The sequence below is a fragment of the Thalassospira sp. B30-1 genome (assembly GCF_015767575.1).
Taxonomy (GTDB): Bacteria; Pseudomonadota; Alphaproteobacteria; order Rhodospirillales; family Thalassospiraceae; genus Thalassospira; species Thalassospira xiamenensis.
The window spans coordinates 3,721,416-3,746,568 of record NZ_CP065232.1; the positions used below are offsets into that span (position 1 = coordinate 3,721,416).

Below are 25,153 nucleotides of genomic sequence, written 5' to 3' on the forward strand. Positions count from 1 at the left end.
TCACGGGATCGGTGGCCCTCATGACCCCGATCCCGCGTAGCGGCGATAAATATCATCAAAGGTGCCATCGTCGCGCATGTTGACCAGTTCTTTCTCAAGACCGCGATATTCCCGGCTGAGAAAGAACTGCGACTTACGCGACAGACCGATAAGGGAAGGTTCGCCCTGCAACACCAGACTTGCCTTGCGCACCGCCAGATTCTTGTCGCTCAGCAAATCCGCTGCCAGCAATTCCGGCACAATGACCGCGTCGACATGCTGTTGATTGAGCATCCGAAACAGTGTGAGATAGTCTGCTGCTTCCACCCATTCGATACTTTCTTCGGACGACAGCGCATCGATATAGGACGCACCGCGAAGCACGCCGACATGCTGGCCTGCCAGCCCTTCAATCTGCCTGATATCCGGGGTTAGTGCCGATTGATAAATCGCTTTTGGTTCGTCGGGCAGTGCGGCATCGAAGAAATACATGAATTTCTCCCTCTCTGCCGAACGGTTCGGTCCCAGCATGATATCCGCCCCACCTTCTTCCATCAGATAAAGGGCCCGACGGAACGGCACCACATCAAACCGCAAAGTATGCCCGGCACGTGATGCTGCTTCTTTCAAAACCTCGACATATATGCCGGAAAATTCCGGCTCTTGCCCTTCCCCGGCAACAATGCGGTAAGGCGGCGCATCGTTTATTGCAACCAGTAATTCTGTGGCAAGCACAGCCTTCCCGCCCCCGCACAAAACAATCAGGGCACATAATGCAATCAGGCGGTGCGCAAAGCCCGGCAAAAGCGTCTCCGTCCGGCAGACCGGCTAGCTGATCGATTTCAACGAAAGGCTGCTTCCTTAGTCTAAAAATTCAAGGCCATTCAATTAGAATCAACTTATATGATTACGGTGAAATGTCAGACAACTATCCAGACGAACAGGCCTCAAGGTCCGCTGCGCCGACGCCCCTTGTATTTCGACTTGTTGGCCGATTTTGACCCCGGCCCGATGGTTCCGATACTGCGTGCCATCGGCCCGGCATCGGCAAGGCCAAGTTCCTGATCCTCAAGGCGCTTGATCTCGTCACGCAGGCGGGCTGCTTCCTCGAATTCAAGGTTTCCAGCGGCTTCACGCATGCGTTTTTCAAGGTCTTCGATATGCGCACGCAGATTGTGCCCGATCAGGACATCACCCGAAACGCCGGTATCGACCGTGACGTAATCATGCTCGGCAACGCTTTCCAGAACATCGCGGATTTTGCTGCGCACCGATTCTGGCGTGATGCCATTGGCTTCGTTATAGGCAATCTGTTTTTCGCGGCGGCGGTTGGTTTCGCCAATCGCATATTCCAGACTGTCGGTCATCTTGTCGGCATAGAGCAAGACCCGGCCATCAATGTTACGCGCCGCACGCCCGATGGTCTGCACCAGCGATGTTTTCGACCGAAGGAAACCTTCCTTGTCCGCATCCAGAATGGCAACAAGCGCACATTCAGGAATATCCAGACCTTCGCGCAAAAGGTTGATGCCGACCAGAACATCAAACACGCCAAGCCGCAGATCGCGAATGATTTCGATCCGTTCCAGTGTGTCGATATCCGAATGCAGGTAACGGACCCGCACCCCATGCTCATGCAGATATTCGGTCAGATCCTCGGCCATGCGTTTGGTCAGCGTCGTGACCAGAACACGCTGCCCCTTGGCGGCACATGCCTTTGCCTCGGCCAGCAGATCATCGACCTGTGTTTCCACCGGACGAATGATGCAAACAGGATCAATCAGACCAGTCGGGCGAATGACCTGTTCGGTGAATACACCGCCCGTGCGTTCCATTTCCCAATTGCCCGGCGTTGCTGACACAAACACGCTTTGCGGGCGCATGGCTTCCCATTCCTCGAATTTAAGCGGGCGGTTATCCACGCAACTCGGCAGGCGGAAGCCATGTTCGGCCAGGGTGAATTTGCGATTATAGTCACCTCTGAACATGCCGCCGATCTGCGGCACGGCAACGTGACTTTCATCAACAAACAGCAACGCATTTTCCGGCAGATATTCAAACAATGTCGGTGGCGGTTCGCCCGGATTGCGGCCCGAAAGCCAGCGGGAATAGTTTTCAATCCCTTTGCAGTGGCCCACGGTTTCCATCATTTCCAGATCGAACATCGTGCGCTGCTCGATCCGTTCGGCCGCCAGAAGTTTTCCTTCCTGCTGGAACTGCGCCAGCCGGTCTTTCAATTCCTGTTTGATGCCGGTCATCGCCTGCACCAGTGTCGGACGCGGTGTGACATGGTGCGAATTGGCATAGACGGTCACCGAGTCCATGGTGGCAAATTTGTGCCCGGTCAGCGGGTCAAACTCTGCCAATTCCTCGACCTCGTCACCAAACATGGAAACACGCCATGCCCGGTCTTCGGCGTGGGCCGGGAAGATTTCCAGAACGTCACCACGCACCCGGAATGTCCCGCGCGAAAATGCGGCGTCGTTGCGGGTATATTGCAACTCGACCAGCCGCTTCATGATCAGGTTGCGATCAACCTCATCGCCAGCCGCAATCCGCTGTGTCATCTCAAGGTAGGTCTCGACCGCGCCAATACCGTAAATGCAGGAAACAGACGCCACGATGATACAGTCATTGCGCTCCAGAATCGCGCGCGTTGCCGCATGTCGCATCCGGTCAATCTGTTCGTTAATCGAACTGTCTTTTTCGATATAGGTGTCCGAGCGCGGGATATAGGCTTCGGGCTGGTAATAGTCGTAATAGGATACGAAATACTCGACCGCGTTTTCCGGAAAAAACGCCTTCATTTCCGAATAAAGCTGTGCCGCCAGTGTCTTGTTCGGGGCTAGTACAAGGGCCGGTCGCTGCGTCTTTGCGATGATGTTGGCCATGGTAAAGGTCTTGCCCGACCCGGTCACCCCCAGCAGCACCTGATCGCGTTCTTCGCGAGTGATCCCCTCCATCAGCTCGGCAATCGCCTTTGGCTGATCACCAGCGGGCTGGTAATCCGTCACCAGTTTGAATTCCCGCGATCCCGCAACCGGCGGGCGGCGTTTCAGCAAGAATTCCGGCAAGCCGTCATGTATCGGCGCGTTCATTGGATCGACCCCTTTTTCGACATGCCTATAGTTATAGGCCACCGCGACAACATCGCAACCCCCGGCCCTGACAACTGCTGTCAGCAGTTGTCAGGAGACGTCAGGACAAAAAATGCCGGAACAGGCACCGGACTATCGCGTTAAATCGTCATGACTTTCGGATCGGATGCTGCGACGGGCCGTTTTCATCCCAAAGAACCCGCAAAAGGCGCGAAACTGCCTTGAATTGCTTTAAACACGGGCGTAGGGTCCGAACCGAAAGAAAGCGATTCTTTCTATTTCATTTCATTCCAGGGAAACAGACCAATGGCGTTTATTGCCGACCGTTTGAGCCGTATCAAACCCTCTCCTACCATTGCTGTCACCACCAAGGCTGCTGAACTCAAGGCTGCCGGCGTTGATGTGATCGGCCTTGGCGCAGGCGAGCCGGATTTCGATACCCCCGACAACATCAAAGACGCCGCCAAAGCAGCCCTTGATGCTGGCAAGACCAAATATACTCCGGTCGCTGGCACTCCGGAATTGCGCAAGGCGATTGTCGCGAAGTTCAAACGTGAAAATGACCTGGAATACACTATCGACGAAATCACCGTCGGTTGCGGCGGGAAACAGACGCTTTTCAATGCGCTGTTTGCAACGCTGAACCCGGGTGATGAAGTCATTATTCCGGCACCGTACTGGGTGTCCTATCCAGACATGACCCTGATGGCCGAAGGCGTTCCGGTTGTTGTCGAATGCCAGGAAGAAAACGACTTCAAGATCACGGCTGCCGAACTCGAAGCCGCGATCACGCCGAAAACCAAATGGGTTGTTCTGAATTCGCCATCGAACCCGACCGGTGCCGCTTATTCGCGCGCCGAACTGCGCGCAATTGCCGATGTTCTGCTCAAACATGAAAATGTCTGGGTCATGTCCGACGACATGTATGAACATCTCGTCTATGACGATTTCGAATTCACCACCATCGCACAGGTCGAACCGAAACTGAAATCGCGTACGCTCACCTGTAACGGCGTGTCGAAATCCTATGCCATGACCGGCTGGCGTCTTGGTTATGCCGCAGGCCCGGCTGAACTGATCAAGGCGATCAACAAGGTTCAATCGCAGTCCAGCACGCATACCTCCTCGATCAGTCAGGCCGCATCGGTCGAAGCCCTTAACGGCCCGCAGGACTTCCTGAAAGAACGCGCCGAAGTGTTCAAGGAACGTCGCGATCTGGTCGTCAAGGCCATGAATGAATGCGAAGGTCTGACCTGCAAAAAGCCGGAAGGCGCGTTTTATGTCTATCCGTCCTGTGCCGGCACGATTGGCAAGAAAACCCCGGATGGCAAAGTCATCGAAACCGATACCGATTTCGTGACATACCTTCTTGAGTCCGAAGGCGTTGCCGCGGTTCAGGGCTCGGCATTCGGTCTTGCGCCGTATTTCCGCATTTCCTATGCCACCTCGACCGAGGCACTGACCGAAGCCTGCGCACGCATCAAACGTGCCTGTGCCGCGCTGAAATAAGCCGGTTTTCCGATCACGGAAAATTCGACGGGGTCCGGTACTTGCCGGGCCCCGTTTTTTTGTCCATTATCCAATTCAATATTTACGCACTAAATTACCGATAAATCGGACGCACCATGCAAAACGAGAATTTCTACGTCACTGTGGACGGCATCAGCCTGTCCTGTCAGCAGATCATCCCGACCAATGTCAGGCCGGATGCCCCAACGATGCTGTTTCTGCACGAGGCACTAGGGACCATCCGCATGTGGCGCGATTTCCCGGCAAAGCTCGCCACGGCAACCGGCCATCCGGTAATTGTTTACGAACGGCGCGGTCACGGAAAATCCGATCCGCACGGCCCTGACGATATCCCGCGGCCCATCGATTTCCACAACACGGAAACCGATATCTATCTCCATGGCCTGATCAGGGAACTTGGCCTTGATCGCCCGATCCTGTTTGGCCACAGTGACGGGGCCACTATCGCGCTTAAATATGCCGCCCGGTTCCCGAACAATGTTCGTGCCGTCATCAGTGAAGCCGCACATGTTTTTGTCGAGGACGTCACGATTGCCGGGATCAATGAAGCGGCATCGATCTATGCCAGTACGGATTGGAAATCAAAACTCGAACGCCATCATTTCTTCCAGACCGATGACGTATTCCGTGCCTGGGTCGATACGTGGCGCCAACCGGCATTTCGCGACTGGCAGATGATTGACGAACTGCCCAACATCATCTGCCCTATACTGGTCATTCAGGGAAATGACGACCAGTTCGGCAGCGACGAGCAGGTCCACATTATTTGCGACAAGGTCAGCGGTACTGCGACCAAAATGATCCTTGCCGACTGCGGCCATATCCCGCATTTCGATCAACCGGATCAGATCATTGAAGCAGTTTCAATTTTTCTATCTTAGATATTAAGGTTCTATTTCAGGACCTTTTTTTTTATTTTGCACGTCGAATCTAAGAATTTTTCTTCGAAAAATCAGCCGACATTGAAAAGAGAAACACATTAACCAGAAACAATATCCGGGAATAGTTTTCCTAATATTTGCTTAGGAATGTTTTTGGCTCGATCATACAGGCGGTCAGACTTCCGAATTCTACCGATGCCAAAACCTTGTTTTTTGCGGAACAACGCTGAGTGCGGAATTTGATTACTATATGCACTTTTTAAAACAGCCTTGAGCTCATTCCCCTCGTAACGTACATCTTCGGGAATAGACCAAGCCGCCGCGATCATCTTTTTGCTCAAAAAAGGAACACGAGTTTCCAAAGCGACCGCCATGCTGGCGCGGTCAACCTTCGTCAAAACAGAATCGTGCATGTAGGTATGAAAATCAATGTATTGGGCTCTTGTCCTCGGAGAGAGATCCGGCCTGTCGAACTTCCTGAAATACCAATAATCATCGTATGATGACGGGATGTTATGCGCCTTCGCCCATAATCTCTTCCAACGATCTGTTTTGACTATCCCACCTTTAAGAGCAGCCCAACGTTCCATTGGATCCTCAAGAATCTCAGCCTCAAACCTCTGGGATTTCTTTATGAGAGACCGATGAGGAGCATAAGTTTTCAAAAATACAGCGATTGGCCTCAACCATGCCCATTTAACACGCTCCTTCGAGAAAACCCTCTTAGCAAGAGAATACGAAGAATAACCGCCAAACAGCTCATCTCCACCATCACCTGTCAAAACAACGGTAACATGCTCACGGGCCAGTCGACAAACCTCGTTTGTCGGCAGCGCGGAAACATCTCCAAATGGCTCATCGTAAAAAGTTTTTAAAAGAGCAAAATTCTCGTTCGCGATATCCTGACTGAAGAATTTTTCAAAATGTCGTGAACCAATCCTATCTGAAACCATCCGAGCATAAGGTGACTCATCATCGCTTTCATCAACATGACCAATTGAGAATGTTTGTATTTCGGGAAGAATCTTGCTCGCCTCGCAACACACAGCGCTTGAATCAACACCTCCACTCAAGAAAAACCCGACAGGAACATCGGAGACAAGTTGCTCATTGACAGCTTCTCCCAAATGTTCACGTATGAAAGATGGCCAATCCGTCACATCTTTACGATAAGAAAAATCCAGACTCCAATATTTCTTCTTTTCTACAATTAAAGAATCCAGACAAAAAGTTACATAGTGACCTGGATCAATTTTAAAAACATCCCGATACATCGTTTTTGGGCATGGAATATATGAATATGTCATAAAATCGTATATTGCAGTTGGATCAATATTTAGATTTTCATCACCTAAAAATTTTTCTATTGCCTTTAACTCTGAAGCCCAAAAAAAATTGCCATTCATTAAACCATAATACAATGGCTTCACACCAACATGGTCACGGGCCAAAATGACCTTTTTATCCTTACTGTCATATATAGAAAAAGCGAACATTCCATCAATTTCCGCCAGAAGAGTATCAACTCCCCAATGCTTATACCCATGAAGAATAACTTCACTATCACTATCACTACGAAACTTTACATTGAAATCTTTGATCAACCGAGAGCGTAGCTCTCGATAATTATAGATTTCACCATTAACAGTAAGATAAATTCCTTCAGACTCCATTGGCTGGTAGCCATTTTCAGACAAATCCAGAATACTTAGCCGTCGATGCCCGACATAGACTGAGTCACAAACTTTATGCCCCCAGCTATCCGGGCCTCGGTGGGTCAATGTGTGAAGGGCCTGATGAGAAGCTTCAATATTCTCGATGCTCAAATTGGTATGACCAAATATTCCACACATCTTGCCAGCGCTACCTTTTATTGCCAAAAATGAGTCTCTTCGTGACTGCGACATTAGAATCACATCGAGTAAATTAAAATATGAAAATTTCCTACGTAATAACCGTTTACAATAAAGCACCGTATATCCTTGACGTCATAAAATGCCTGGCTGCTGAAAACTCAATACAGCCAGAGGCTGTAGAATACATCTTTGTTGATGATGGCTCTTCGGATGAATCCGTAGATTTGATAAATGAGCACGGTCATTTATTGCCGAGCGGGTTCACTGTAATTGAACAAGAAAATCAAGGTGCAGCCGTCGCCACAAATGTTGGAACTTCTGCAGCACAATACGAATGGATTCGCCTGCTGGATGGTGATGACATTCCATGTAGAGAGTCGACCCGGGTCATGTATGAAATCGCGACAGAGAATAAAGTCGATTTTGTGATTGGATCCTTTGGGTATTTTTCTCAATCAGAAGACGCCACCAATCAGATGGGGGAAACAAACAGAAATAATTATGTTGTAATGAATAGAAAACAATCACAAGAACGCTTCATTAAAAGCTTTCCGCATAACTCCAGCTGTATGCTGATAAAAAAATCACTTTTTGAAAAATTTGGCGGAGCCGATACTCGTTTACGCTCCCCTGACTACACTATTGCACTCAGAGCGACAGCAATGACAGAAAAAATTTCTCTAATAACAGAAAATGTTGCAATGATGGTTCAAGAAGCCCCCGGAAGACTTTCATCGCAAATTGCACGTAGCCGCTATGACTCTATTTGCGCCATTTACTATTTTGCGCACGAACTTTTACCGAATGAACGCGATGTCGCTATTGCAGTTTACAAGCGCTCCTGCTCAAGAGCTTATCGGTATGCACGAAAACTTGGAAATAGCCCATTCAAACACTTCATACGATATATCTATTCCAAACTTTTCATTCCCTCAGACTTAAAGAAGGCAACTTATAATTGTTTATCTGCTTTCACCCCGAATGGATTGCCTGAGCGCCCCCCCGAATGGACGCCTCGCATTCAAAACAACCAGTAATCCCGCATCAATCCCGCTGAAAACAAAAAGCTCCACGGCGATTGCTGCGGAGCCTTTCTTTAAATTTGGTCAAATCTACGAGCAGTTATTCCGCCAATGCATCCTCGGCATCCAGAACAACCGAGACCGCATGGATCACCGATGCAATGCGCACAGCATTCTGAACGGTTTCTTTTTTGATACCCGCGTTTTTCAGAACTTTCTCGTGGCTGTCGATGCACATCCCGCAACCATTGATCGCCGAAACCGCAAGCGAGAACAGCTCGAAATCGGCTTTGTCGATGCCTGGCTTGCCGATGATGTTCATGCGCAGGCGCGCGGGCATGGTGGCGTATTCCGGTTCGGACACAAGGTGTGTGAACCGATAATAGATATTGTTCATCCCCATGATCGCCGCCGCACCCTTGGCAGCCTGAAACGCTTCGTCGCTCAGCTTGGTTTTGGCTTCGGCGGCAACAGCTTTCAGAAGCTTTGCGTTGCGCGATGCATAGGCACACGCAAGGGCAGTGCCATAGACCTGCTGATCGGTCATACCCGGATTGTTGGCAAGACTGCTAAGGTTCAGCTTCAGATCCTTGGCATAGTCCGGCATGACGTCTTTGATTTCGGAAATGGAAGACATTGAAGCATCTCCTTTTAACTGAAGAATGAAATTCAAAACTGAAAAAGGCCCTCAGCCATCGCGCACACCGCAAGTTTTGCGGGCACATGGATTAATTTCACCGATGGACTGAAAGCGGATCCGGGCAAAAGCCCGGATCCAAATCGGTCTGGAAAACCTTAAAGGGTTGCTTCACCCTGGTTCCAGTTGCACGGGCAGAGTTCGTCGGTCTGCAGCGCGTCAAGAATACGCAGGGCTTCCTGCGGGTTACGACCAACCGAAAGGTCGTTAACCTGAACGTGACGGATGATGTTGTCCGGATCGATGATGAAGGTCGCGCGCAAAGCAACACCTTCGCCTTTGGCCAGAACACCAAGCGCGTTCGACAGTTCTTTTTTCTCGTCAGCCAGCCATACGAACGGGCTGTCGCCCAGATCTTCATGGTGGGTACGCCATGCAGCGTGGACGAAATCGGTATCGGTCGAGCAACCAAGCAGAACCGCATCGCGGTCTTCGAAGTCACCGTTCAGTTCGCCGTAACCAACGATTTCGGTCGGGCAAACAAAGGTGAAGTCTTTCGGCCAGAAGAACAGAATCTTCCATTTGCCTTCATAGGACTTGTCGGTAACCGGTACGAAGCTGTCAGGACCTTTGCCCGAAACGCCGGTAAGATTGAATTCTGGAAGCGTATCGCCAACTGTAAGCATATTGGTTACTCCTAACCTTGGTTTGAATTTATCCCAAAGACGGCCCCCGACAGGCCGTACAAATTTTGTTCGCAAGTGCAATAATGCACTCCTTGCTGGCGATTTGTAGTTAAATGAACTAACTAAGACCAATAGAATTAATTTCGATGTTCGATAGGAAAAATTTATGGCTGCCCAACCAAGCATAAAGCAGCTCAAATATCTGGTCGCATTGTCGGAAACCGGCCATTTTGGCCGGGCTGCCGAAGCGTGCTTTATCACGCAACCCAGCCTGTCGGCTGCCATCAGCGAGCTTGAAAACCTGCTTGGCGCCCAGTTGGTGGAACGCAACAAGCGTCAGGTCCTGATCACGCCGCTTGGACGTGAAGTTGTCTCGCGGGCGCGAAATATTCTTCAGGAAGTTGATGAACTGACCATGATGGCACAGTCAGCGACCGAACCCCTTTCAGGTCCGATCAATTTTGGCGTGATCCCGACAATCGGCCCCTATCTTTTGCCTGATGTCATCAACCGCCTCAGGGCCGGTTTCCCGAAATTGCAGCCCTTCCTGCGCGAAGACCAGACAGCCAAGCTTATAGAACTTCTGGCCGCCGGAAAACTTGATATCGCATTGATTGCCCTGCCGATCGAGGAAAACTGGCTCGAAGAAATGGACCTGTTCGAAGACAGATTCGTTTTTGCCTGTAGCCCGGACAATCCGCTGACGCGCAAAAAGAAAATCGACATCACCGACATCAAGGATGAAAAGCTGCTGCTGCTTGAGGACGGCCACTGCCTGCGCGATCAGGCATTGGAAGTCTGCCAGAAAGCCGGCTGGAGCAAATCTGCCGATTTCCAGGCCAACAGCCTGTCAACGCTGGTTCAGATGGTATCGGCCGGGATCGGCTCCACCCTGCTTCCGGAAATGTCGCTGGAGGTGGAGGCGCGCCGCCCCGACTCTCTCGCCATCCTTCCTTTCCAGAATCCGGTTCCGGTTCGACGTATAGGACTGGTCTGGCGGCGCAGTTCCGCCCGTAAAAAGGAGTTCCGCCAGTTGGGGACCTATTTGCGCAATACACTTGAAACCTGTGAACGATCACATGTCGCCTGATTGTGCAGTACCACCCAGCCCATTTGGATAAGCCACGGGACCGGACGATAGCCGATGCTGCCAATCAAGGATAACAACCCGACGACAATCACCCCATGGGTGACCTATGGCCTGATCGCCGTTAATGTCGTCGTGTTCCTGTTAACCATGTCCCTTGCACCGCAAAGCCAGTTTCAGGTCAATTTGCAATATGGTGCCATTCCAGCGGTTCTGTTCGGGAATGCCCAATTACCCCCGCAGCTTGCCGTTTTTCCGCCGGGCTTTGAATTCCTGTCGATCTTTAGCGCCATGTTCATGCATGGCGGCTGGATGCATATCGGCGGCAACATGCTGTATCTTTGGGTATTCGGCAACAATGTCGAAGACGCCATGGGGCATTTCAGATTTCTGGTGTTTTACCTTGTTTGCGGTATTGCCGCCGCACTCGGCCATGGCTTGCTTGATACCACATCGCAAATTCCGATGATCGGCGCATCCGGGGCGCTGGCCGGGGTATTGGGGGCCTATTTCCTTCTGTTTCCCAAGGCACGGGTTCTGGTGTGGTTCTTCTGGGTCTTTATCTTTTACGTTCCGGCGGTTGCCGTCCTTGGTCTCTGGATCGGCATGCAGTTCGTCAATCTGTCGAGTGGTGCCGAACAGGGGGTGGCCATTCTGGCCCATATTGCCGGTTTCTTTGCCGGTCTGGCGCTGATCCCGTTCTTTAAATATCGCTATATCCCGCTTTGGCAGGGCGGCCCCAAACAGGTCCCGGTTTTCGGTGTTTACCGGCCAGGTCGCAAAAGCAATGCAACCAATGCCTCACCACCGCCGTGGGCCGCGGCATACGAGGCCGAACGTGCGGCACGCCGTGAACGGATGAAACGTGCGGGCCGTGGACCATGGGGACGCCCGGGTGAAACCAATATGGATAAATCCCCGTGGGGCCGGTATCAGCCGCCAAAGCCACAACCAAAACCAGGTGTGGGCGTACCAAAAGTTACGCGCTTGCATCGCGGGGATGAACCCGACAATACTTGATCAAAGTCTTTCCAACCGAACCGGGGAACGATCATGCGCGCTGCCTTTTTCACCGAATATCAGGGTCCAATTGAAGTCAGGAAATTGGACGATCCGACACCGGAAAATGACGGCGTTGTCATCAAGGTTGGGGCGACCGGGCTGTGCCGAAGCGACTGGCACGGCTGGATGGGCCATGATTCCGATGTGAAACTGCCCCACGTTCCCGGCCATGAATTTGCCGGCACCATCGAAGCGGTTGGCAAGGATATCAAACGCTGGAAAGTCGGCGACCGGGTCACGGTCCCGTTCGTTTCGGGCTGCGGCCATTGCCCGGAATGCCACAGCGGCAATCATCAGGTTTGTGATCATCAGTTCCAGCCGGGCTTTACCCATTGGGGAAGCTTTGCCGAATATGTCGCGATTGACTATGCCGATACCAATCTGGTGCGCCTGCCCGATGAAATGGATTTCGCCACCGCCGCCAGCCTTGGCTGTCGTTTCGCCACCAGTTTCCGTGGCGTGATTGACCAGGGCAAAGTCAGTGCCGGTCAAATCGTAGCCGTTCACGGCTGCGGCGGTGTAGGGCTGTCAGCCATCATGATCGCAGCAGCGGCTGGTGCACGCGTGATCGCGGTTGATATCGACGATGCCAAGCTTGACCTTGCCCGTGAACTGGGCGCGATCGATATCCTTAACGCCAAAACCTGTGATGACATTCCGTCCGCGATCAAGGACCTGTCTGGCGGCGGGGCACATGTATCCGTCGATGCCCTTGGCAGTGCCATCACCAGTTTCAATTCCGTGTCATGTTTGCGCAAACGCGGCAAGCATATCCAGATCGGCCTTATGACCGGCGACCATGCCCATGCTCGCGTTCCGATGGACCGCGTGGTTGCCCACGAACTTGAAATCCTTGGTAGCCACGGCATGCAGGCATTTCGCTATGACGCGATGATCGACATGATCATGACCGGCAAACTCGCGCCACAAAAACTGATCAGGGATCGAGTCACCCTGGCCGAGGGCGCAACGGCCTTGATGAATATGGATAATTTCGTCAGCACCGGCGTTACTGTGATCGACCGCTTCTAACACCAACAATTAATATGCCAAGCATCCCGCACCCTCACCGCCCTCTTTAGAATACTTATAATTTAAGAATTCCAAACTTTAAATCATTCATGGTTGAATGCCCTGTGCATAGCCCCTACGTTGCTTGTGGGTACTCAAAGTAATTCACAAGAGAACACCGGCTTTCGCAGGGGATACAAAGTGCGAAAGAAACGGTTTCCAGCCTGAAAAGAGAGGGAACCGATGACAGATATTCAAACGATGGATTCCGGCACACGGCGCAAAACTGAATTGCGCTGCTTCGTTTTGCTGGCTGTTGTCCTGGCCCCGGTACTGGCGGTTGCGCTGGTCGGCGGGCTTGGATTTTCAATCTGGATTTATCAGATGTTTGCCGGGCCTCCTGGACCACCGATGTAATATCGGGGAACGTCGTCATGTCATCTGCACCGAAACTTACCAGTAGGCGTGCTTTCTTTTCCGGTCTGCGCGGTTTGCCCGCAGACGCGGGGGAAACGCACACGCCAAATATCATCCGGCCTCCTTGGTCATGGGGTTTCGAAGATCACTGCACCGCGTGTGGTGACTGCATTCCCGCATGCCCGGAAAACATCATCAAGGCCGGTCCGGACGGACACCCGGAAATCGACTTCGCAAAAGGCGAATGCACCTTCTGTGACGCCTGTGCGGATGCCTGTAACGAACCGGTTTTTGATCGTTCGGCTCCCGCCCCTTGGCATCTTGACGTTTCTGTCAGCAGCAAATGCTTTGCCGAAAACGGTGTCTATTGCCGTTCCTGCGGTGATGTCTGCCCGGAAAGCGCGATCCGCATCATTCCGCAATTGGGCGGTCGCGCCCGCGTATTGATCGGCGACGATCTTTGTACCGGCTGTGGTGCCTGTTTTAGCGCATGCCCGGTTGATGCCATTTCAATCAAACCCGCCACGGAGATAGCCCATGGATGACAAAGTCGGCGTGATCTCCAGCATGATTATTCAGTCTCGCCCTGAAAATATGACAGCAATCAAGGCAGCCCTTCTGAACATGCCCGACACTGAAATCAGTGCCGATGACCCGTCCGGAAAGATCGTTGTCGTGATGGAAGCCGCAAGCGACCGACAGCTCGCAGACGGCATGAAAGAGATCGGCGACATCCCTGGTGTTCTGGGGGTTAACCTGGTCTTCCATCACAATGAAAACGCCCAATAACAACCAATAATCCGTCTGACCTTTGGCTCGAGGAAATTAACAATGTTCAAGGCAAAGATATCCCGTCGCGATGCCCTGAAAGCAAAAGCCGCCGCCGTTGCCGCTGCGGCTGCTGGCATCAGTTTGCCTGCTGCGGCACAAAATCTGGTGACTGATTCGGAACACACCCAACTCAAATGGTCAAAGGCCCCCTGCCGGTTCTGCGGCACCGGCTGTTCGGTCATGGTCGCGACCAAGGACAACCATGTGGTTGCCACCCATGGCGATGTCCTGTCCCCGGTTAACCGTGGCCTGAACTGCGTCAAAGGCTACTTCCTGTCAAAGATCATGTATGGCCAGGACCGCCTGACACAGCCGTTACTGCGTAAAAAGAACGGTGTCTATGACAAGAATGGCGATTTTACGCCCGTCTCGTGGGACGAGGCCTTTGACGTGATGGCCGAAAAATGGAAAGCCGCACTCAAGGCAAAAGGTCCGACTTCTGTTGGCATGTTCGGGTCCGGCCAATGGACGGTTTGGGAAGGATATGCCGCCTCCAAACTGATGAAGGCCGGTTTCCGATCCAACAACCTAGACCCCAATGCACGTCATTGCATGGCGTCCGCCGTTGTCGGTTTCATGCGCACATTTGGCATGGACGAACCGATGGGGTGCTATGACGACATGGAAGCCGCCGACGCCTTTGTGCTTTGGGGATCGAACATGGCGGAAATGCACCCGATCCTTTGGACGCGTGTCACTGATCGTCGCCTGTCGGCCCCGCATGTCAAGGTCGCGGTTCTTTCAACATATGAACATCGCTGTTTTGACCTTGCCGATATCCCGATGGTGTTCAAGCCGCAGACCGATCTGGCGATCCTGAACTATATCGCCAATCACATCATCCAGACCGACCGGGTCAATACCGATTTTGTCAACAAACACACGATCTTCCGCCGCGGCAACATCGATATCGGTTATGGCCTGCGCCCCGAAGATCCGCGCGAACAATCGGCCCAAAATGCATCGGATGCCGGTGGCTCGACCGACATGACATTTGACGAGTTCGCCGAATTCGTCTCGGAATACACCCTTGATAAGGTCCATGAAATGACCGGCGTTCCCAAGGAGCGCCTCGAAGCTCTGGCCGAACTTTATGCCGATCCGAAAATCAAGGTCACATCCTTCTGGACCATGGGCTTTAACCAGCATACCCGCGGGGTTTGGGCCAACAACCTTTGCTACAACATCCATCTTCTGACCGGCAAAATCGCCGAACCGGGCAATTCACCCTTCTCGCTGACCGGGCAACCGTCTGCCTGTGGTACCGCACGCGAAGTCGGCACGTTTTCCCATCGCCTGCCCGCCGATCTGGTGGTGACCAATCCCGAACACCGCAAACACGCCGAAGAAATCTGGAAACTGCCCGAAGGCACAATTCCCGACAAGGTCGGCTACCATGCCGTGCTTCAGAACCGGATGCTCAAGGACGGTAAGCTCAACGCGTACTGGGTCCAGTGCAATAACAACATGCAGGCTGGCGCCAACATGAACGAGGAAGGCTGGCCCGGTTACCGCAACCCGGAAAACTTCATTGCCGTTTCCGACGTCTATCCGACCGTCACCTGCGAGGCCGCCGACCTGATCCTGCCGACTGCGATGTGGGTCGAAAAAGAAGGCTGTTATGGCAATGCCGAACGCCGCACGCATATGTGGCATCAGCTAGTCGACGCGCCGGGCGAAGCCAAATCCGATCTGTGGCAATTAATGGAATTCTCCAAACGCTTCAAGATCGAGGAAGTCTGGCCCGAAGACCTTCTGGCCAAGGCACCGGAACTGCGTGGCAAAACCATGTTTGACGTGCTGTTCCAGAATGGACAGGTCAATAAATTCCCGCTCGAAGATACCGCACCGGACTATAACAACGTCGAAGCCAAGCATTTCGGTTTCTACGTCCAGAAGGGCCTGTTCGAGGAATACGCGACCTTTGGCCGCGGGCATGGTCACGACCTTGCCCCGTTCGACAGATACCACGAAGTACGCGGCCTGCGCTGGCCCGTTGTGGACGGCAAGGAAACCCTGTGGCGTTACCGTGAAGGTTACGATCCCTATGTCACGCCGGGGGCCGGGGTCGAATTTTACGGCCACAAGGATGGCAAGGCACGCATCTTTGCCCTGCCGTATGAGCCGCCTGCCGAAAGCCCGGATGAAGAATATCCCTATTGGCTGTGTACCGGGCGTGTGCTGGAACACTGGCATTCCGGTTCGATGACCGAACGGGTGCCCGAACTTTACCGGGCGTTCCCGGACGCACTTTGCTTCGTCCATCCCGACGATGCCGCCGAAATGGGCATGCGACGCGGCGACGAGGTCCGGGTGATTTCAAGACGCGGTGAAATGCGTACCCGCGTTGAAACACGCGGCCGTAACAAACCGCCGCGTGGCCTGATCTTTGTGCCGTGGTTCGATGCAAGCCAGCTGATCAACAAAGTCACGCTGGACGCCACCGACCCGATGTCCAAACAGACGGACTTCAAAAAATGCGCCGTCCGTCTGGAAAAGGTGTGAGGGAGGAAACCATGAAAATGACCCCGAAATGGCTCATGGCGCTGGCGATTATTGCAATTGCTGGCGCGGCATATGCCGCCGAACCGATCACCACCCTGCGCAGCACCGCCCCCGATCAGGAGAGCGCGGCACCACGGATCAGCAACTTCGAGGATACGGACCAGAAACGCCCGCGCAATTATCCCGAACAGCCGCCAACCATCCCGCACGATATCGAAGGATATCAGATCGATAAAAACGCCAATAAATGCCTGTCATGTCATGCGCGTTCGCGCACCGGCGAAAGCGGCGCACCGATGGTTTCGATCACCCATTTCATGGATCGGGACGGTCAGTTTTTGGCCGCGGTCAGCCCACGGCGCTATTTCTGCACGCAGTGTCATGTGTCCCAACGTCAGGTCGAGCCGCTGGTCGGCAACAGCTTTGTCGATATTGATGCATTGCTGCCCAACAATAGCACGCGGATCGCGGAATAGGGAGATTGCCAATGTTCGATCTTCTGAAACGCTATTGGAAGGTCCTGAATTCACCAAGTGTGCATTTCAACCTCGCCTTTTTGACGCTGGGCGGCTTCGTTGCTGGTGTTATCTTCTGGGGCGGGTTCAACACCGCACTTGAAGCAACAAATACCGAAAAGTTCTGCATTTCATGTCATGAAATGCGGGACAACGTTTTTGCCGAACTTAAATCAACGATCCACTATTCCAACCGGTCCGGTGTGCGCGCCACCTGTCCGGATTGTCATGTTCCGCATGAATGGACTGACAAGATTGCCCGTAAAATGCAGGCATCCAAGGAAGTCTGGGGCAAGATTTTCGGCACCATCAGCACACGCGACAAGTTTGTTGAAAAGCGTCTTGAACTGGCCCAGCACGAATGGGCCCGGCTGAAAGCCAACAATTCGCTGGAATGCCGTAACTGCCATTCTGCTGAATCGATGGACATCACCCGCCAAAGCCCCCGTGCCGTCGAAGCGCACGAGAAATTTTTGTTCACCGGCGAAAAGACATGTATCGACTGTCACAAAGGGATCGCGCATCATCTGCCTGACATGTCGGGTGTTCCCGAGTGGCAGTAACCGATTATCCGGCGTGATCGCATCTGTGTGGCGATCACGCCGAAATCCGCGTGAAGGACGGGCTATGACTTTGACGATATTTGTCGACACCGGCATTTTGCCACATGGCAACCGGGGCTAGATAAATGCTGGCTGGTATCCCCTTTCTCCCCAAAGACGCTATCGACGATCTGCTGGATCGTCTGGCAAATCACGTCGTTGCCAAGGGGCTGCGTGTCGCGGGCTATGTGCAGAAACGCCGCGCGGACCGTGATTGCGGAACCCTGGTTTATGTCCGCAATCTTGGCACCGGACATGAAATGCCGATCACCAAAAACCGCGGGTCGCTGGCGCGCGGCTGCAAGCTGGATGGCGATGCATTGGCAACCCTGTCCGAACAGCTTGAAGGCGATCTGGATCATACCCCCGATATCCTGATCATCGGGCGGTTTGGACGCAGCGAAGCCGACGGGCGCGGATTGCGCGACGTGATATCAAAGGCAATGGATTTGGGAATTCCGGTACTGGTCGGGGTTCGCGATGAATATGACGCCGCCTGGCAGGACTTCCACGGTGGCTATGCCCAAACCCTGCCCTTTGACGAGGACTCAATCATCATCTGGTGGCAGGAACAAGTCAGGGAACGCGCAACACAGGAAGCCTGATGACCTGTCATCAGGCCACACGCTAAACGCTGCAAACGCCAAGGTTGGCATCAACAATAACCCGCTCGTCGATCAGAACGCGGGTCGCAAAACTTTCAAACCACGCCCCGAATGCCGCATCATATCTGGCGCGTCCGGCACGCTGTTGATCAGGGTTCTGACCATTCGGGCGTTCAGTCTTTTCCGCGGATTTCGCAAGCCAGCGTTCATGGGTTTCGTCATCGACTTCGGGATGGAACTGAATCCCCCAGATCCGGTTATCAACGTGATAGGCCTGATTGGGGAAAACCGAGCCGCGCGCCATCAATTCAGCCCCGTCGGGAAGCTCGAACCCCTCGCTGTGCCAGTGATAAACCATCATTTCATCGGGGAACAATTCACGCCCGGCCTCGGTCGCCTCGATCGGGTAATAACCGATTTCAGTCATGCCATCGGCACGCGAGGTGACTTTGGCCCCCAAATGGCGCGCCATCAATTGCGCACCAAGGCAAATGCCCAGATACATCGCGTTGCTGTTCACGACATGGGGCAGCCATTCCATGATCTTTGCAACATTAGCCTCATGGTCGTCATTGGCACTCATCGGACCGCCAAACACAATCGCCAGATGGTAGCCTGACATATCACTTGGCAACGCGTCGCCTTCACCCGGACGGCGAATATCGAACTCGTACCCATACCGGCACAAAACAGCCCCAACCCGACCGGGTTGACCGGTGGCAGAATTGAAAACCATTAAAACGCGTTTCGCGGGACTTAATTCGTTCATGCCGACCTCGTTGCTGCGATAGCGAAAGGGTGGCGGTTTAGAACCGTTTTGACAAGCCCCGAGACCATAAAAGGCAAAACGACATGACAAAAGGCCACCGCATTTCTGCGATGGCCTTCGGGGCTTTTCCCAATCGTCATATAATGCCGAAAAGCGGCTTATACGTTGAATTTAAAGTGGAAGATGTCTCCGTCCTTGACGATGTAGGTCTTGCCTTCCTGACGCAGTTTGCCGTTATCGCGTGCACCGGCTTCACCGCCAAAGGTGATGAAATCGTCATAGGCGATGGTTTCGGCCTTGATGAAACCGCGTTCAAAATCGGTATGGATCACACCGGCGGCATTCGGTGCGGTTGCGCCGGAATATACTGTCCATGCACGCGCTTCTTTCGGGCCAACCGTGAAGAAGGTCAAAAGGTTAAGCAGCTTGTAGCCTTCGCGGATAACACGTGCCAGACCGGTTTCTTCAAGGCCAAGCCCCTCAAGGAATTCTTTCTTGTCTTCGGCACTCTCGAGCAGGGCAACCTCGGACTCAATCGCGGCTGAAATCACAACCGAACGCGCACCCTGTGAGGCAGCCATTTCGGCAACCTTGGCCGAAAGCGCATTGCCATCAGCCGCACTGTCTTCATCCACGTTGCACGCATAAAGGACCGGCTTGCTGGTCAGAAGCTGCAACATGCGAAACGCCTTGGCTTCGTCATCGTTGTTGATTTCAACAACACGTGCCGGTTTGCCTTCGCGCAGGGCTTCAAGCGTACGTTCAATCAGCTCCAGCGTCAGTTTGGCATCTTTATCGCCACCCTTGGCACGTTTCTGAAGGCCGGTAACGCGCTTTTCAAGGCTGTCCATATCGGCCAGCATCAATTCGGTTTCGATGGTTTCCGCATCACGCACCGGATCAACCGATCCTTCGACATGGGTGATGTCCCCATCTTCGAAACAACGCAGAACATGCACGATGGCATCGGTTTCGCGGATATTGGCCAGGAACTGGTTACCAAGCCCCTCGCCCTTGGATGCACCGCGCACAAGACCGGCGATATCAACGAATTCAAGCTGGGTCGGAATGATGGTCGCCGACTTGCCGATGGCGGCAATCTTATCAAGGCGTTCATCAGGAACGCTGACCCGACCGGTGTTCGGTTCGATGGTACAGAACGGGAAGTTCGCGGCTTCGGCCGCGGCAGTCTGTGTCAGGGCGTTAAACAGGGTCGATTTACCAACGTTGGGCAGACCGACAATACCGCATTTGAATCCCATCTTTTCCGGGCTCCGTCACTTCGAATGTGTCTGAAACAGGATGGGGCAGGCCCCGATCCCGATGCTATTTCTTTTTGTTAAAGGCGCGGGCCAGTGCATGCGCCATGGCGGTTGCGGCGTTGCTGACCGGGGTGTCGGGCTTGCCTTCAACCTCCGGCGCATCAGACGCACCTTTATCTTCTATCTTGCCGTCGCCTTTCACAGCGTTGGCCGATTTCTCAACCGCCGCAGCCGGTTTTGGCTTTTTCTCGGCCTTGGGTTTTGGCGGCGAGACAATGTGCGAAACCTTGCTCATGAAACCGCCGTCGTCTCCCTTGACGAGACGCGGGAATTCAAGTGCGACGCCATCCAGCAGCGCCATAAGCCAACCGTTCTGTTCGGCCTTGGAAAAATCGCCCAGAACATGCCCGTGAACACGTTCCTTTTCCCCAGGATGGCCAATACCAAGCCGCACACGACGATATTCCTTGCCGCAATGGGCGTCGATGGACCGCAATCCGTTATGCCCGCCATGGCCGCCGCCGCGTTTGACGCGCAGCTTGCCCGGTGGAAGATCCAGCTCGTCATGCAGGACAATAACGTCTTCGATCGGAATTTTGTAAAAACGCAGGACTTCGCCAACGCTTTGGCCCGAAAGGTTCATGAAAGTTTCCGGCTTTAATACCAGAATCTTTTGGCCGTTCACTTCGCCTTCGGCAATTTGCCCCTGAAATTTCTTGCGCCAGGGTCCAAAAGAATGACGGCGGACGAGTTCGTCCGCCGCCATAAAGCCGATATTGTGGCGATTGGCGGCATATCCCGAACCCGGGTTCCCCAATCCAATCACCAATAACATCGTAGACCTCGATCTTATTCTTCGGTCGCTTCTTCGTCGTCAGCGCTTTCGGCATTTTCTTCCGATTTAAGCGCAGACGGAGCAGCAACAGTCGCAACCGTGAAGTCACGGTCGGTAATGGTGAGTTCGACACCTTTCGGCAATTTGATCGCCGAAATGTGAATCGAGTCGCCAACTTCGACACCAGTCAGATCGAAGACGAGTTCTTCCGGAATGGCATTCGGTGCACATTCAACTTCGACATCGTGACGAACGATGTTCAGAACGCCGCCTTTTTTCAGACCCGGGGATTTCTCTTCGTTAACGAAGCGAACCGGGACTTCAACGGTCATGGTCTGACCTTTTGCAAAACGCAGGAAGTCGACATGGATCGGAGCATCCGTCACTTTGTCGAACTGTACGTCGCGTGGCAGGACTTCGTAGGTTTCTTTGCCAATCTTGACATCAAGAATGTGCGAGAAGAAACCCTGCTTGTGCAGAAGCTTGTTGAGCGGACGCGGGTCAATCTGGAACAGAACAGGTTCCTGTTTTGCTCCGTAAATGACACCAGGGACCATACCGGCACGACGCACGGCACGGGCGGCCCCCTTTCCGGCCCGTTCACGGATTTCCGCAGTGATAACAGTGTTTGCCATCGGAAAATCTCCTTGAACTAAAAACATATTGCGACCGTGGGCTGGTGCAAATCACCGGTGAAAACCCACGAAAGCAAACGCGCTGGCCTCCAGGGGTGCCAGCGCAGCAGCGCCTTATACCCTCAATCGAAAAGAACGGAAACAGATTTTTCTTCCGAAATTCGACGAATGGCTTCGGCCATCAAAGGTGCAATCGGAAGCTGACGAATTTTCGAACAGCCACGCACCGCTTCGGATGCCTTGATCGAGTCCGTGGTCACGACTTCGGTCATCGGCGAATTGGCAATACGCTCAACAGCCGGGCCCGACAGAACACCATGCGAAACATAGGCCGCAACCGATGCCGCACCGCGCTCTTTAAGAGCCGTCGCCGCATTGCAAAGGGTGCCAGCCGAATCAACGATGTCGTCAACCAGAATGCAGGCCGCATCCTTGACGTCACCGATAACATGCATGACTTCGGACACACCGGCCTGCGGGCGGCGTTTGTCGATGATGGCCAGTTCGGCATCCAGACGTTTTGCAACGGAACGCGCGCGTGCCACACCACCGACGTCCGGGCTGACGATAACCAGTTTCTGGCCTTCGAACTTGTTGCGGATGTCGCTGGTCAGAACCGGGGACGCAAACAGGTTATCAAGCGGAATATCGAAGAAGCCCTGAATCTGACCGGCATGAAGGTCCATGGTCAGAACGCGGTCTGCACCGGCAACCGTGATCAGGTTGGCAACCAGCTTTGCCGAAATCGGGGTACGGGGACCCGATTTACGATCCTGACGCGCATATCCGAAATACGGAAGCACAGCGGTAATGCGGCGGGCCGAACCACGGCGAAGCGCATCAAGAACCACCAGAAGTTCCATAAGATGGTCGTTTGCAGGGAAAGAAGTGCTCTGAATGACAAAAACGTCCTCACCGCGGACGTTTTCCTGTATTTCACACCAGATTTCCTGATCGGAGAATCGCTTGAGATCTGCACGGGTAAGCGGCAGGCTCAAGTGATCAGCAATTGCCTCAGACAGCGGGCGGTTGCTGTTACAAGCGAGGATCTTCATGGCGGGGCCTCGATTAATGGGTGCCGGGAAAGTGAATAAATCTAATGTCCTGTGCGGTACAGGCCGGATGCAAACTTGCCGGTAACAGATCCCGTCACGTCTTTCCTGTCGTTCACTTGACCGTATAATTCGGCGCTTTCGCCTTCCGGTCCAACGACATATCCACGACACTCAAAGACCAATAATGAGCAAGTCCACATATCAGTGAACCGCGGCGGTGTTATAACCAGCCGTTAACAGTCTGTAAATGGTCGCGGTGCCGAATATCGACAAGGCAGTCATGCAGATTGGCGCAATATCGGACGATCAGCACGCTATCAACGTGACGATACCGTCTTTTTATCGGCCTTAAGCATCATGCCCTTTTTGCGCGCCACCTGAGTAAGCGCCCCTTCAAGGGCATCGACAGCGGCTTGGGCGGCAATCGATGCCACCGACCCCCAACGTTCATCAAGCCGTCCGTGCGGCACGACATTGTTTTGCGCCATCTGGCCCAATTCGGTGCCATCCGGGTCCATGATCACCCAGTCGATCTGAACCTGATCAAGCGGCGTCGTGGTTTTGCGGTCCACTGGTTTAACGGAAATTGTCGCCGATAAAATGATCGATCTATCGTCTATTTCATCGTCAACCTCGATCCCCTTAGCACGCAGCAACGCCCCCGCGGAACGTACCAGTGCTTCATTCCCATCGCCCGGTGCCCCTGCAAAATCAACAAGTGCGATCTTCACCACCGGTGCCTCGGCAAATTGGGAACGATCACCCGAAATCAGAAACGCAATCCGCTTGGCCGGCTCGTCCACCAGCTGATCATATGCCTGCTGTGCCGGATCGACCTTTTCGCCCTTAAGGTCGCGAACCTTGTCGGCAAGCTCCTTGGGCACGGCAAGGTTGGTTTCTTCGGGGCCGTTCGGGGTTTGGGCAAACCAGTAACCTGATTGCAATTCCCCCGCCCCGCGGGCGGTATCAATCGCCAGGCCATCCGGGTTCATCAAAACCCAGGTCACATCAATATAGGCCGCATCACCGCTCGCCAGGCGGGACTCGACATTGGGCCGCAATATAAAGTCACCGCCGATCTGGCTGTCGCTATAAGCCGGGATATCAAGATTGCGAAGCGCGCGTGCCATCGCGCGCGACAAATGCACCGATGCCCCCTCGGGCAGATCTTCGCCGATCTCGACCCGGACCGTGTTGGTATCGCGCAGTTCCAGCAATGTCGGATCACCTTCGCGACCGGCCCCTTCAAACGGGCGCGGTAAATCACCGCATGCCGCAAGCGGCAAAACACAGGACGCAAAAAGAACCAGAAACCGTAATCGAGAAATCATCTATTCAAATTCACCGCGTCACATCAAAACGCAGCCAACCATGGCTGCAATGATCATAAAGAAGAACAGCATGATCAAATGGGGCATAGCATGTTTCCTCGCAATCCCGGGATCAGGAACCGGTCAGCATGATCGCCGATAACTGCCGTCCGTAATCAGGTTCACCGCGAAGGGTCGTCCGGCGATAGCTGTAAAACAATTCTTCTTCGGCCAAGGTATCGCGCGCCACCAGCTCGACCGCGGCAATACCTGTCGCCATGGTCCGGCGGCGGACATATTCCGGCAGATCGAACATGAAGTGACCATCGCGGACGGATCGATCAAAAAGGTCCTCATCCCCGGATGGACCCGACAGGATCGTATCACGGAACCCGGCATCGACTTCGTAGGACGGACGCGCAATGCACGGCCCGACAGAGGCCGATATATTGTCACGCGACGCGCCAAGCTTTTCCATCGCACTTACGGTTGCCTCGGATATCCCGGCGAATGATCCGCGCCATCCTGAATGACACGCACCAATCACGCGCGCCTTTGCATCATGGAACAATACCGGCGTGCAATCCGCCGTCAGAATGCCCAGCATCACATCGGGGCGGTCGGTTACCATCGCATCAGCCTTCGGGGCTTCTTCGCGCTCCAGCGGGCGTTTCAGCACCGCAACATCAATCCCATGCACCTGATAAACCGTGGTCAGACGGTCCGCCTTCGTACCAAACGCCTTTGCCGCACGTGCGCGATTTTCCGTAACACGGTCCCGGCTGTCATCCGACCCGAACCCGACATTCAGTCCGCTATGGATGCCATCACTCACCCCGCCCTTGCGGGTCAGAAAGCCATGACGCAGACCATCTTGATGTTGCAGGCTTTCGGCCTCGAACCACATCAGGCCATTGGCATTGCGTTCAATTCCGCGGGTTATCTGGCTGGTCATCGAAAGCT

The 25,153-nt window shown here is 53.5% G+C and carries 25 protein-coding genes; 13 read left to right on the forward strand and 12 right to left on the reverse strand.

The window, feature by feature from the left end:
- Positions 1-18: 18 nt before the first annotated feature.
- Positions 19-783 carry an ABC transporter substrate-binding protein gene (locus tag IT971_RS17460; RefSeq protein ID WP_065701693.1) on the reverse strand — a complete coding sequence of 255 codons (765 nt, stop codon included), beginning with the start codon at positions 781-783 and terminating at the stop codon, positions 19-21.
- A 143-nt stretch (positions 784-926) separates the two neighbouring features.
- Complete coding sequence (uvrB, locus tag IT971_RS17465; protein WP_065702130.1) at positions 927-3,077, reverse strand: excinuclease ABC subunit UvrB; 2,151 nt, start codon at positions 3,075-3,077, stop codon at positions 927-929.
- 306 nt (positions 3,078-3,383) lie between these two features.
- Between uvrB and IT971_RS17470 the strand changes: the two genes are divergently transcribed.
- Both IT971_RS17470 and IT971_RS17475 read left to right on the forward strand, forming a co-directional pair.
- Entirely contained in the window at positions 3,384-4,586 is a 1,203-nt protein-coding gene (locus tag IT971_RS17470) for an aspartate transaminase (RefSeq protein ID WP_065701694.1), read from the forward strand.
- A 116-nt stretch (positions 4,587-4,702) separates the two neighbouring features.
- Positions 4,703-5,488 (forward strand): alpha/beta fold hydrolase, encoded by a 786-nt coding sequence (locus IT971_RS17475; protein ID WP_065701695.1) that lies wholly within the window; start codon positions 4,703-4,705, stop codon positions 5,486-5,488.
- 98 nt (positions 5,489-5,586) lie between these two features.
- Here the strand turns inward: IT971_RS17475 and asnB are convergent, their stop codons facing one another.
- On the reverse strand, positions 5,587-7,368 hold the full coding sequence (gene asnB / locus IT971_RS17480) for an asparagine synthase (glutamine-hydrolyzing) (protein WP_175484465.1): 1,782 nt from the start codon (positions 7,366-7,368) through the stop codon (positions 5,587-5,589).
- 53 nt (positions 7,369-7,421) lie between these two features.
- On the opposite strand from asnB, the gene IT971_RS17485 reads away from it, so the two are divergent.
- Positions 7,422-8,381 carry a glycosyltransferase family 2 protein gene (locus IT971_RS17485; RefSeq protein WP_065701697.1) on the forward strand — a complete coding sequence of 320 codons (960 nt, stop codon included), beginning with the start codon at positions 7,422-7,424 and terminating at the stop codon, positions 8,379-8,381.
- Between the two features lie 85 nt (positions 8,382-8,466).
- On the opposite strand, the gene IT971_RS17490 is transcribed toward IT971_RS17485, so the two are convergent.
- The gene (locus IT971_RS17490; RefSeq protein ID WP_065701698.1) at positions 8,467-9,003 is read right to left on the reverse strand and encodes a carboxymuconolactone decarboxylase family protein; all 537 of its coding nucleotides are present in this window, start codon (positions 9,001-9,003) and stop codon (positions 8,467-8,469) included.
- Positions 9,004-9,161: 158 nt separating this feature from the next.
- Entirely contained in the window at positions 9,162-9,689 is a 528-nt protein-coding gene (locus IT971_RS17495; RefSeq protein WP_065701699.1) for a peroxiredoxin, read from the reverse strand.
- Between the two features lie 166 nt (positions 9,690-9,855).
- Here IT971_RS17495 and IT971_RS17500 point away from each other — a divergent pair, with 166 nt between their 5' ends.
- The 10 genes from IT971_RS17500 (at position 9,856) to IT971_RS17545 (ending at position 18,324) form a co-directional block, all read left to right on the forward strand.
- Entirely contained in the window at positions 9,856-10,779 is a 924-nt protein-coding gene (locus IT971_RS17500) for a LysR substrate-binding domain-containing protein (RefSeq protein ID WP_007090071.1), read from the forward strand.
- A 54-nt stretch (positions 10,780-10,833) separates the two neighbouring features.
- On the forward strand, positions 10,834-11,796 hold the full coding sequence (locus IT971_RS17505) for a rhomboid family intramembrane serine protease (protein WP_007090072.1): 963 nt from the start codon (positions 10,834-10,836) through the stop codon (positions 11,794-11,796).
- Between the two features lie 33 nt (positions 11,797-11,829).
- Entirely contained in the window at positions 11,830-12,870 is a 1,041-nt protein-coding gene (locus tag IT971_RS17510) for a zinc-dependent alcohol dehydrogenase family protein (protein WP_065701700.1), read from the forward strand.
- A 222-nt stretch (positions 12,871-13,092) separates the two neighbouring features.
- Positions 13,093-13,266: a periplasmic nitrate reductase, NapE protein gene (napE, locus tag IT971_RS17515; protein WP_007090074.1), complete on the forward strand. Its 174-nt coding sequence runs from the start codon at positions 13,093-13,095 to the stop codon at positions 13,264-13,266.
- Between the two features lie 17 nt (positions 13,267-13,283).
- A complete protein-coding gene (gene napF / locus IT971_RS17520) occupies positions 13,284-13,811 on the forward strand; it encodes a ferredoxin-type protein NapF (protein ID WP_065701701.1) in 528 nt (175 codons plus the stop codon).
- On the forward strand, positions 13,804-14,055 hold the full coding sequence (locus tag IT971_RS17525) for a chaperone NapD (protein WP_007090076.1): 252 nt from the start codon (positions 13,804-13,806) through the stop codon (positions 14,053-14,055). Before napF ends, IT971_RS17525 begins: the two co-directional genes overlap by 8 nt.
- A 42-nt stretch (positions 14,056-14,097) precedes the next feature.
- Complete coding sequence (napA, locus tag IT971_RS17530) at positions 14,098-16,602, forward strand: periplasmic nitrate reductase subunit alpha (protein ID WP_065701702.1); 2,505 nt, start codon at positions 14,098-14,100, stop codon at positions 16,600-16,602.
- An 11-nt stretch (positions 16,603-16,613) separates the two neighbouring features.
- The gene (locus IT971_RS17535) at positions 16,614-17,078 is read left to right on the forward strand and encodes a nitrate reductase cytochrome c-type subunit (RefSeq protein WP_007090078.1); all 465 of its coding nucleotides are present in this window, start codon (positions 16,614-16,616) and stop codon (positions 17,076-17,078) included.
- Between the two features lie 11 nt (positions 17,079-17,089).
- Complete coding sequence (locus tag IT971_RS17540) at positions 17,090-17,680, forward strand: cytochrome c3 family protein (protein WP_065701703.1); 591 nt, start codon at positions 17,090-17,092, stop codon at positions 17,678-17,680.
- Positions 17,681-17,805: 125 nt separating this feature from the next.
- Positions 17,806-18,324 (forward strand): DUF2478 domain-containing protein, encoded by a 519-nt coding sequence (locus IT971_RS17545; protein WP_065701704.1) that lies wholly within the window; start codon positions 17,806-17,808, stop codon positions 18,322-18,324.
- 22 nt (positions 18,325-18,346) lie between these two features.
- On the opposite strand, the gene IT971_RS17550 is transcribed toward IT971_RS17545, so the two are convergent.
- The 7 genes from IT971_RS17550 to pgeF all read right to left on the reverse strand — a co-directional run bounded on the left by IT971_RS17550 (position 18,347) and on the right by pgeF (position 25,145).
- Positions 18,347-19,093, reverse strand: coding sequence for a GMP synthase (locus tag IT971_RS17550; RefSeq protein ID WP_065701705.1), 747 nt, complete (start codon positions 19,091-19,093; stop codon positions 18,347-18,349).
- Between the two features lie 158 nt (positions 19,094-19,251).
- A complete protein-coding gene (gene ychF / locus IT971_RS17555) occupies positions 19,252-20,355 on the reverse strand; it encodes a redox-regulated ATPase YchF (protein ID WP_007090082.1) in 1,104 nt (367 codons plus the stop codon).
- A gap of 64 nt (positions 20,356-20,419) precedes the next feature.
- Positions 20,420-21,190: an aminoacyl-tRNA hydrolase gene (pth, locus tag IT971_RS17560; protein ID WP_065701706.1), complete on the reverse strand. Its 771-nt coding sequence runs from the start codon at positions 21,188-21,190 to the stop codon at positions 20,420-20,422.
- Between the two features lie 14 nt (positions 21,191-21,204).
- Positions 21,205-21,825, reverse strand: coding sequence for a 50S ribosomal protein L25/general stress protein Ctc (locus tag IT971_RS17565; RefSeq protein WP_007090084.1), 621 nt, complete (start codon positions 21,823-21,825; stop codon positions 21,205-21,207).
- 122 nt (positions 21,826-21,947) lie between these two features.
- The gene (locus IT971_RS17570; protein ID WP_007090085.1) at positions 21,948-22,880 is read right to left on the reverse strand and encodes a ribose-phosphate pyrophosphokinase; all 933 of its coding nucleotides are present in this window, start codon (positions 22,878-22,880) and stop codon (positions 21,948-21,950) included.
- A 317-nt stretch (positions 22,881-23,197) separates the two neighbouring features.
- Positions 23,198-24,211, reverse strand: coding sequence for a hypothetical protein (locus IT971_RS17575; protein ID WP_065701707.1), 1,014 nt, complete (start codon positions 24,209-24,211; stop codon positions 23,198-23,200).
- 112 nt (positions 24,212-24,323) lie between these two features.
- Complete coding sequence (pgeF, locus tag IT971_RS17580; protein ID WP_223304860.1) at positions 24,324-25,145, reverse strand: peptidoglycan editing factor PgeF; 822 nt, start codon at positions 25,143-25,145, stop codon at positions 24,324-24,326.
- Positions 25,146-25,153: the final 8 nt, after the last annotated feature.

What these genes read in the sequence shown, in the direction of transcription:
- uvrB (WP_065702130.1), bottom strand. Translation starts at nt 3,077, where the DNA reads ATGAACGCGCCGATACATGACGGCTTGCCGGAATTCTTGCTGAAACGC.
- IT971_RS17470 (WP_065701694.1), top strand. Translation starts at nt 3,384, where the DNA reads ATGGCGTTTATTGCCGACCGTTTGAGCCGTATCAAACCCTCTCCTACC.
- IT971_RS17475 (WP_065701695.1), top strand. Translation starts at nt 4,703, where the DNA reads ATGCAAAACGAGAATTTCTACGTCACTGTGGACGGCATCAGCCTGTCC.
- IT971_RS17485 (WP_065701697.1), top strand. Translation starts at nt 7,422, where the DNA reads ATGAAAATTTCCTACGTAATAACCGTTTACAATAAAGCACCGTATATC.
- IT971_RS17490 (WP_065701698.1), bottom strand. Translation starts at nt 9,003, where the DNA reads ATGTCTTCCATTTCCGAAATCAAAGACGTCATGCCGGACTATGCCAAG.
- IT971_RS17495 (WP_065701699.1), bottom strand. Translation starts at nt 9,689, where the DNA reads ATGCTTACAGTTGGCGATACGCTTCCAGAATTCAATCTTACCGGCGTT.
- IT971_RS17500 (WP_007090071.1), top strand. Translation starts at nt 9,856, where the DNA reads ATGGCTGCCCAACCAAGCATAAAGCAGCTCAAATATCTGGTCGCATTG.
- IT971_RS17505 (WP_007090072.1), top strand. Translation starts at nt 10,834, where the DNA reads ATGCTGCCAATCAAGGATAACAACCCGACGACAATCACCCCATGGGTG.
- IT971_RS17510 (WP_065701700.1), top strand. Translation starts at nt 11,830, where the DNA reads ATGCGCGCTGCCTTTTTCACCGAATATCAGGGTCCAATTGAAGTCAGG.
- napE (WP_007090074.1), top strand. Translation starts at nt 13,093, where the DNA reads ATGACAGATATTCAAACGATGGATTCCGGCACACGGCGCAAAACTGAA.
- napF (WP_065701701.1), top strand. Translation starts at nt 13,284, where the DNA reads ATGTCATCTGCACCGAAACTTACCAGTAGGCGTGCTTTCTTTTCCGGT.
- IT971_RS17525 (WP_007090076.1), top strand. Translation starts at nt 13,804, where the DNA reads ATGGATGACAAAGTCGGCGTGATCTCCAGCATGATTATTCAGTCTCGC.
- napA (WP_065701702.1), top strand. Translation starts at nt 14,098, where the DNA reads ATGTTCAAGGCAAAGATATCCCGTCGCGATGCCCTGAAAGCAAAAGCC.
- IT971_RS17535 (WP_007090078.1), top strand. Translation starts at nt 16,614, where the DNA reads ATGAAAATGACCCCGAAATGGCTCATGGCGCTGGCGATTATTGCAATT.
- IT971_RS17540 (WP_065701703.1), top strand. Translation starts at nt 17,090, where the DNA reads ATGTTCGATCTTCTGAAACGCTATTGGAAGGTCCTGAATTCACCAAGT.
- IT971_RS17545 (WP_065701704.1), top strand. Translation starts at nt 17,806, where the DNA reads ATGCTGGCTGGTATCCCCTTTCTCCCCAAAGACGCTATCGACGATCTG.
- IT971_RS17550 (WP_065701705.1), bottom strand. Translation starts at nt 19,093, where the DNA reads ATGAACGAATTAAGTCCCGCGAAACGCGTTTTAATGGTTTTCAATTCT.
- ychF (WP_007090082.1), bottom strand. Translation starts at nt 20,355, where the DNA reads ATGGGATTCAAATGCGGTATTGTCGGTCTGCCCAACGTTGGTAAATCG.
- pth (WP_065701706.1), bottom strand. Translation starts at nt 21,190, where the DNA reads ATGTTATTGGTGATTGGATTGGGGAACCCGGGTTCGGGATATGCCGCC.
- IT971_RS17565 (WP_007090084.1), bottom strand. Translation starts at nt 21,825, where the DNA reads ATGGCAAACACTGTTATCACTGCGGAAATCCGTGAACGGGCCGGAAAG.
- IT971_RS17570 (WP_007090085.1), bottom strand. Translation starts at nt 22,880, where the DNA reads ATGAAGATCCTCGCTTGTAACAGCAACCGCCCGCTGTCTGAGGCAATT.
- IT971_RS17575 (WP_065701707.1), bottom strand. Translation starts at nt 24,211, where the DNA reads ATGATTTCTCGATTACGGTTTCTGGTTCTTTTTGCGTCCTGTGTTTTG.
- pgeF (WP_223304860.1), bottom strand. Translation starts at nt 25,145, where the DNA reads ATGACCAGCCAGATAACCCGCGGAATTGAACGCAATGCCAATGGCCTG.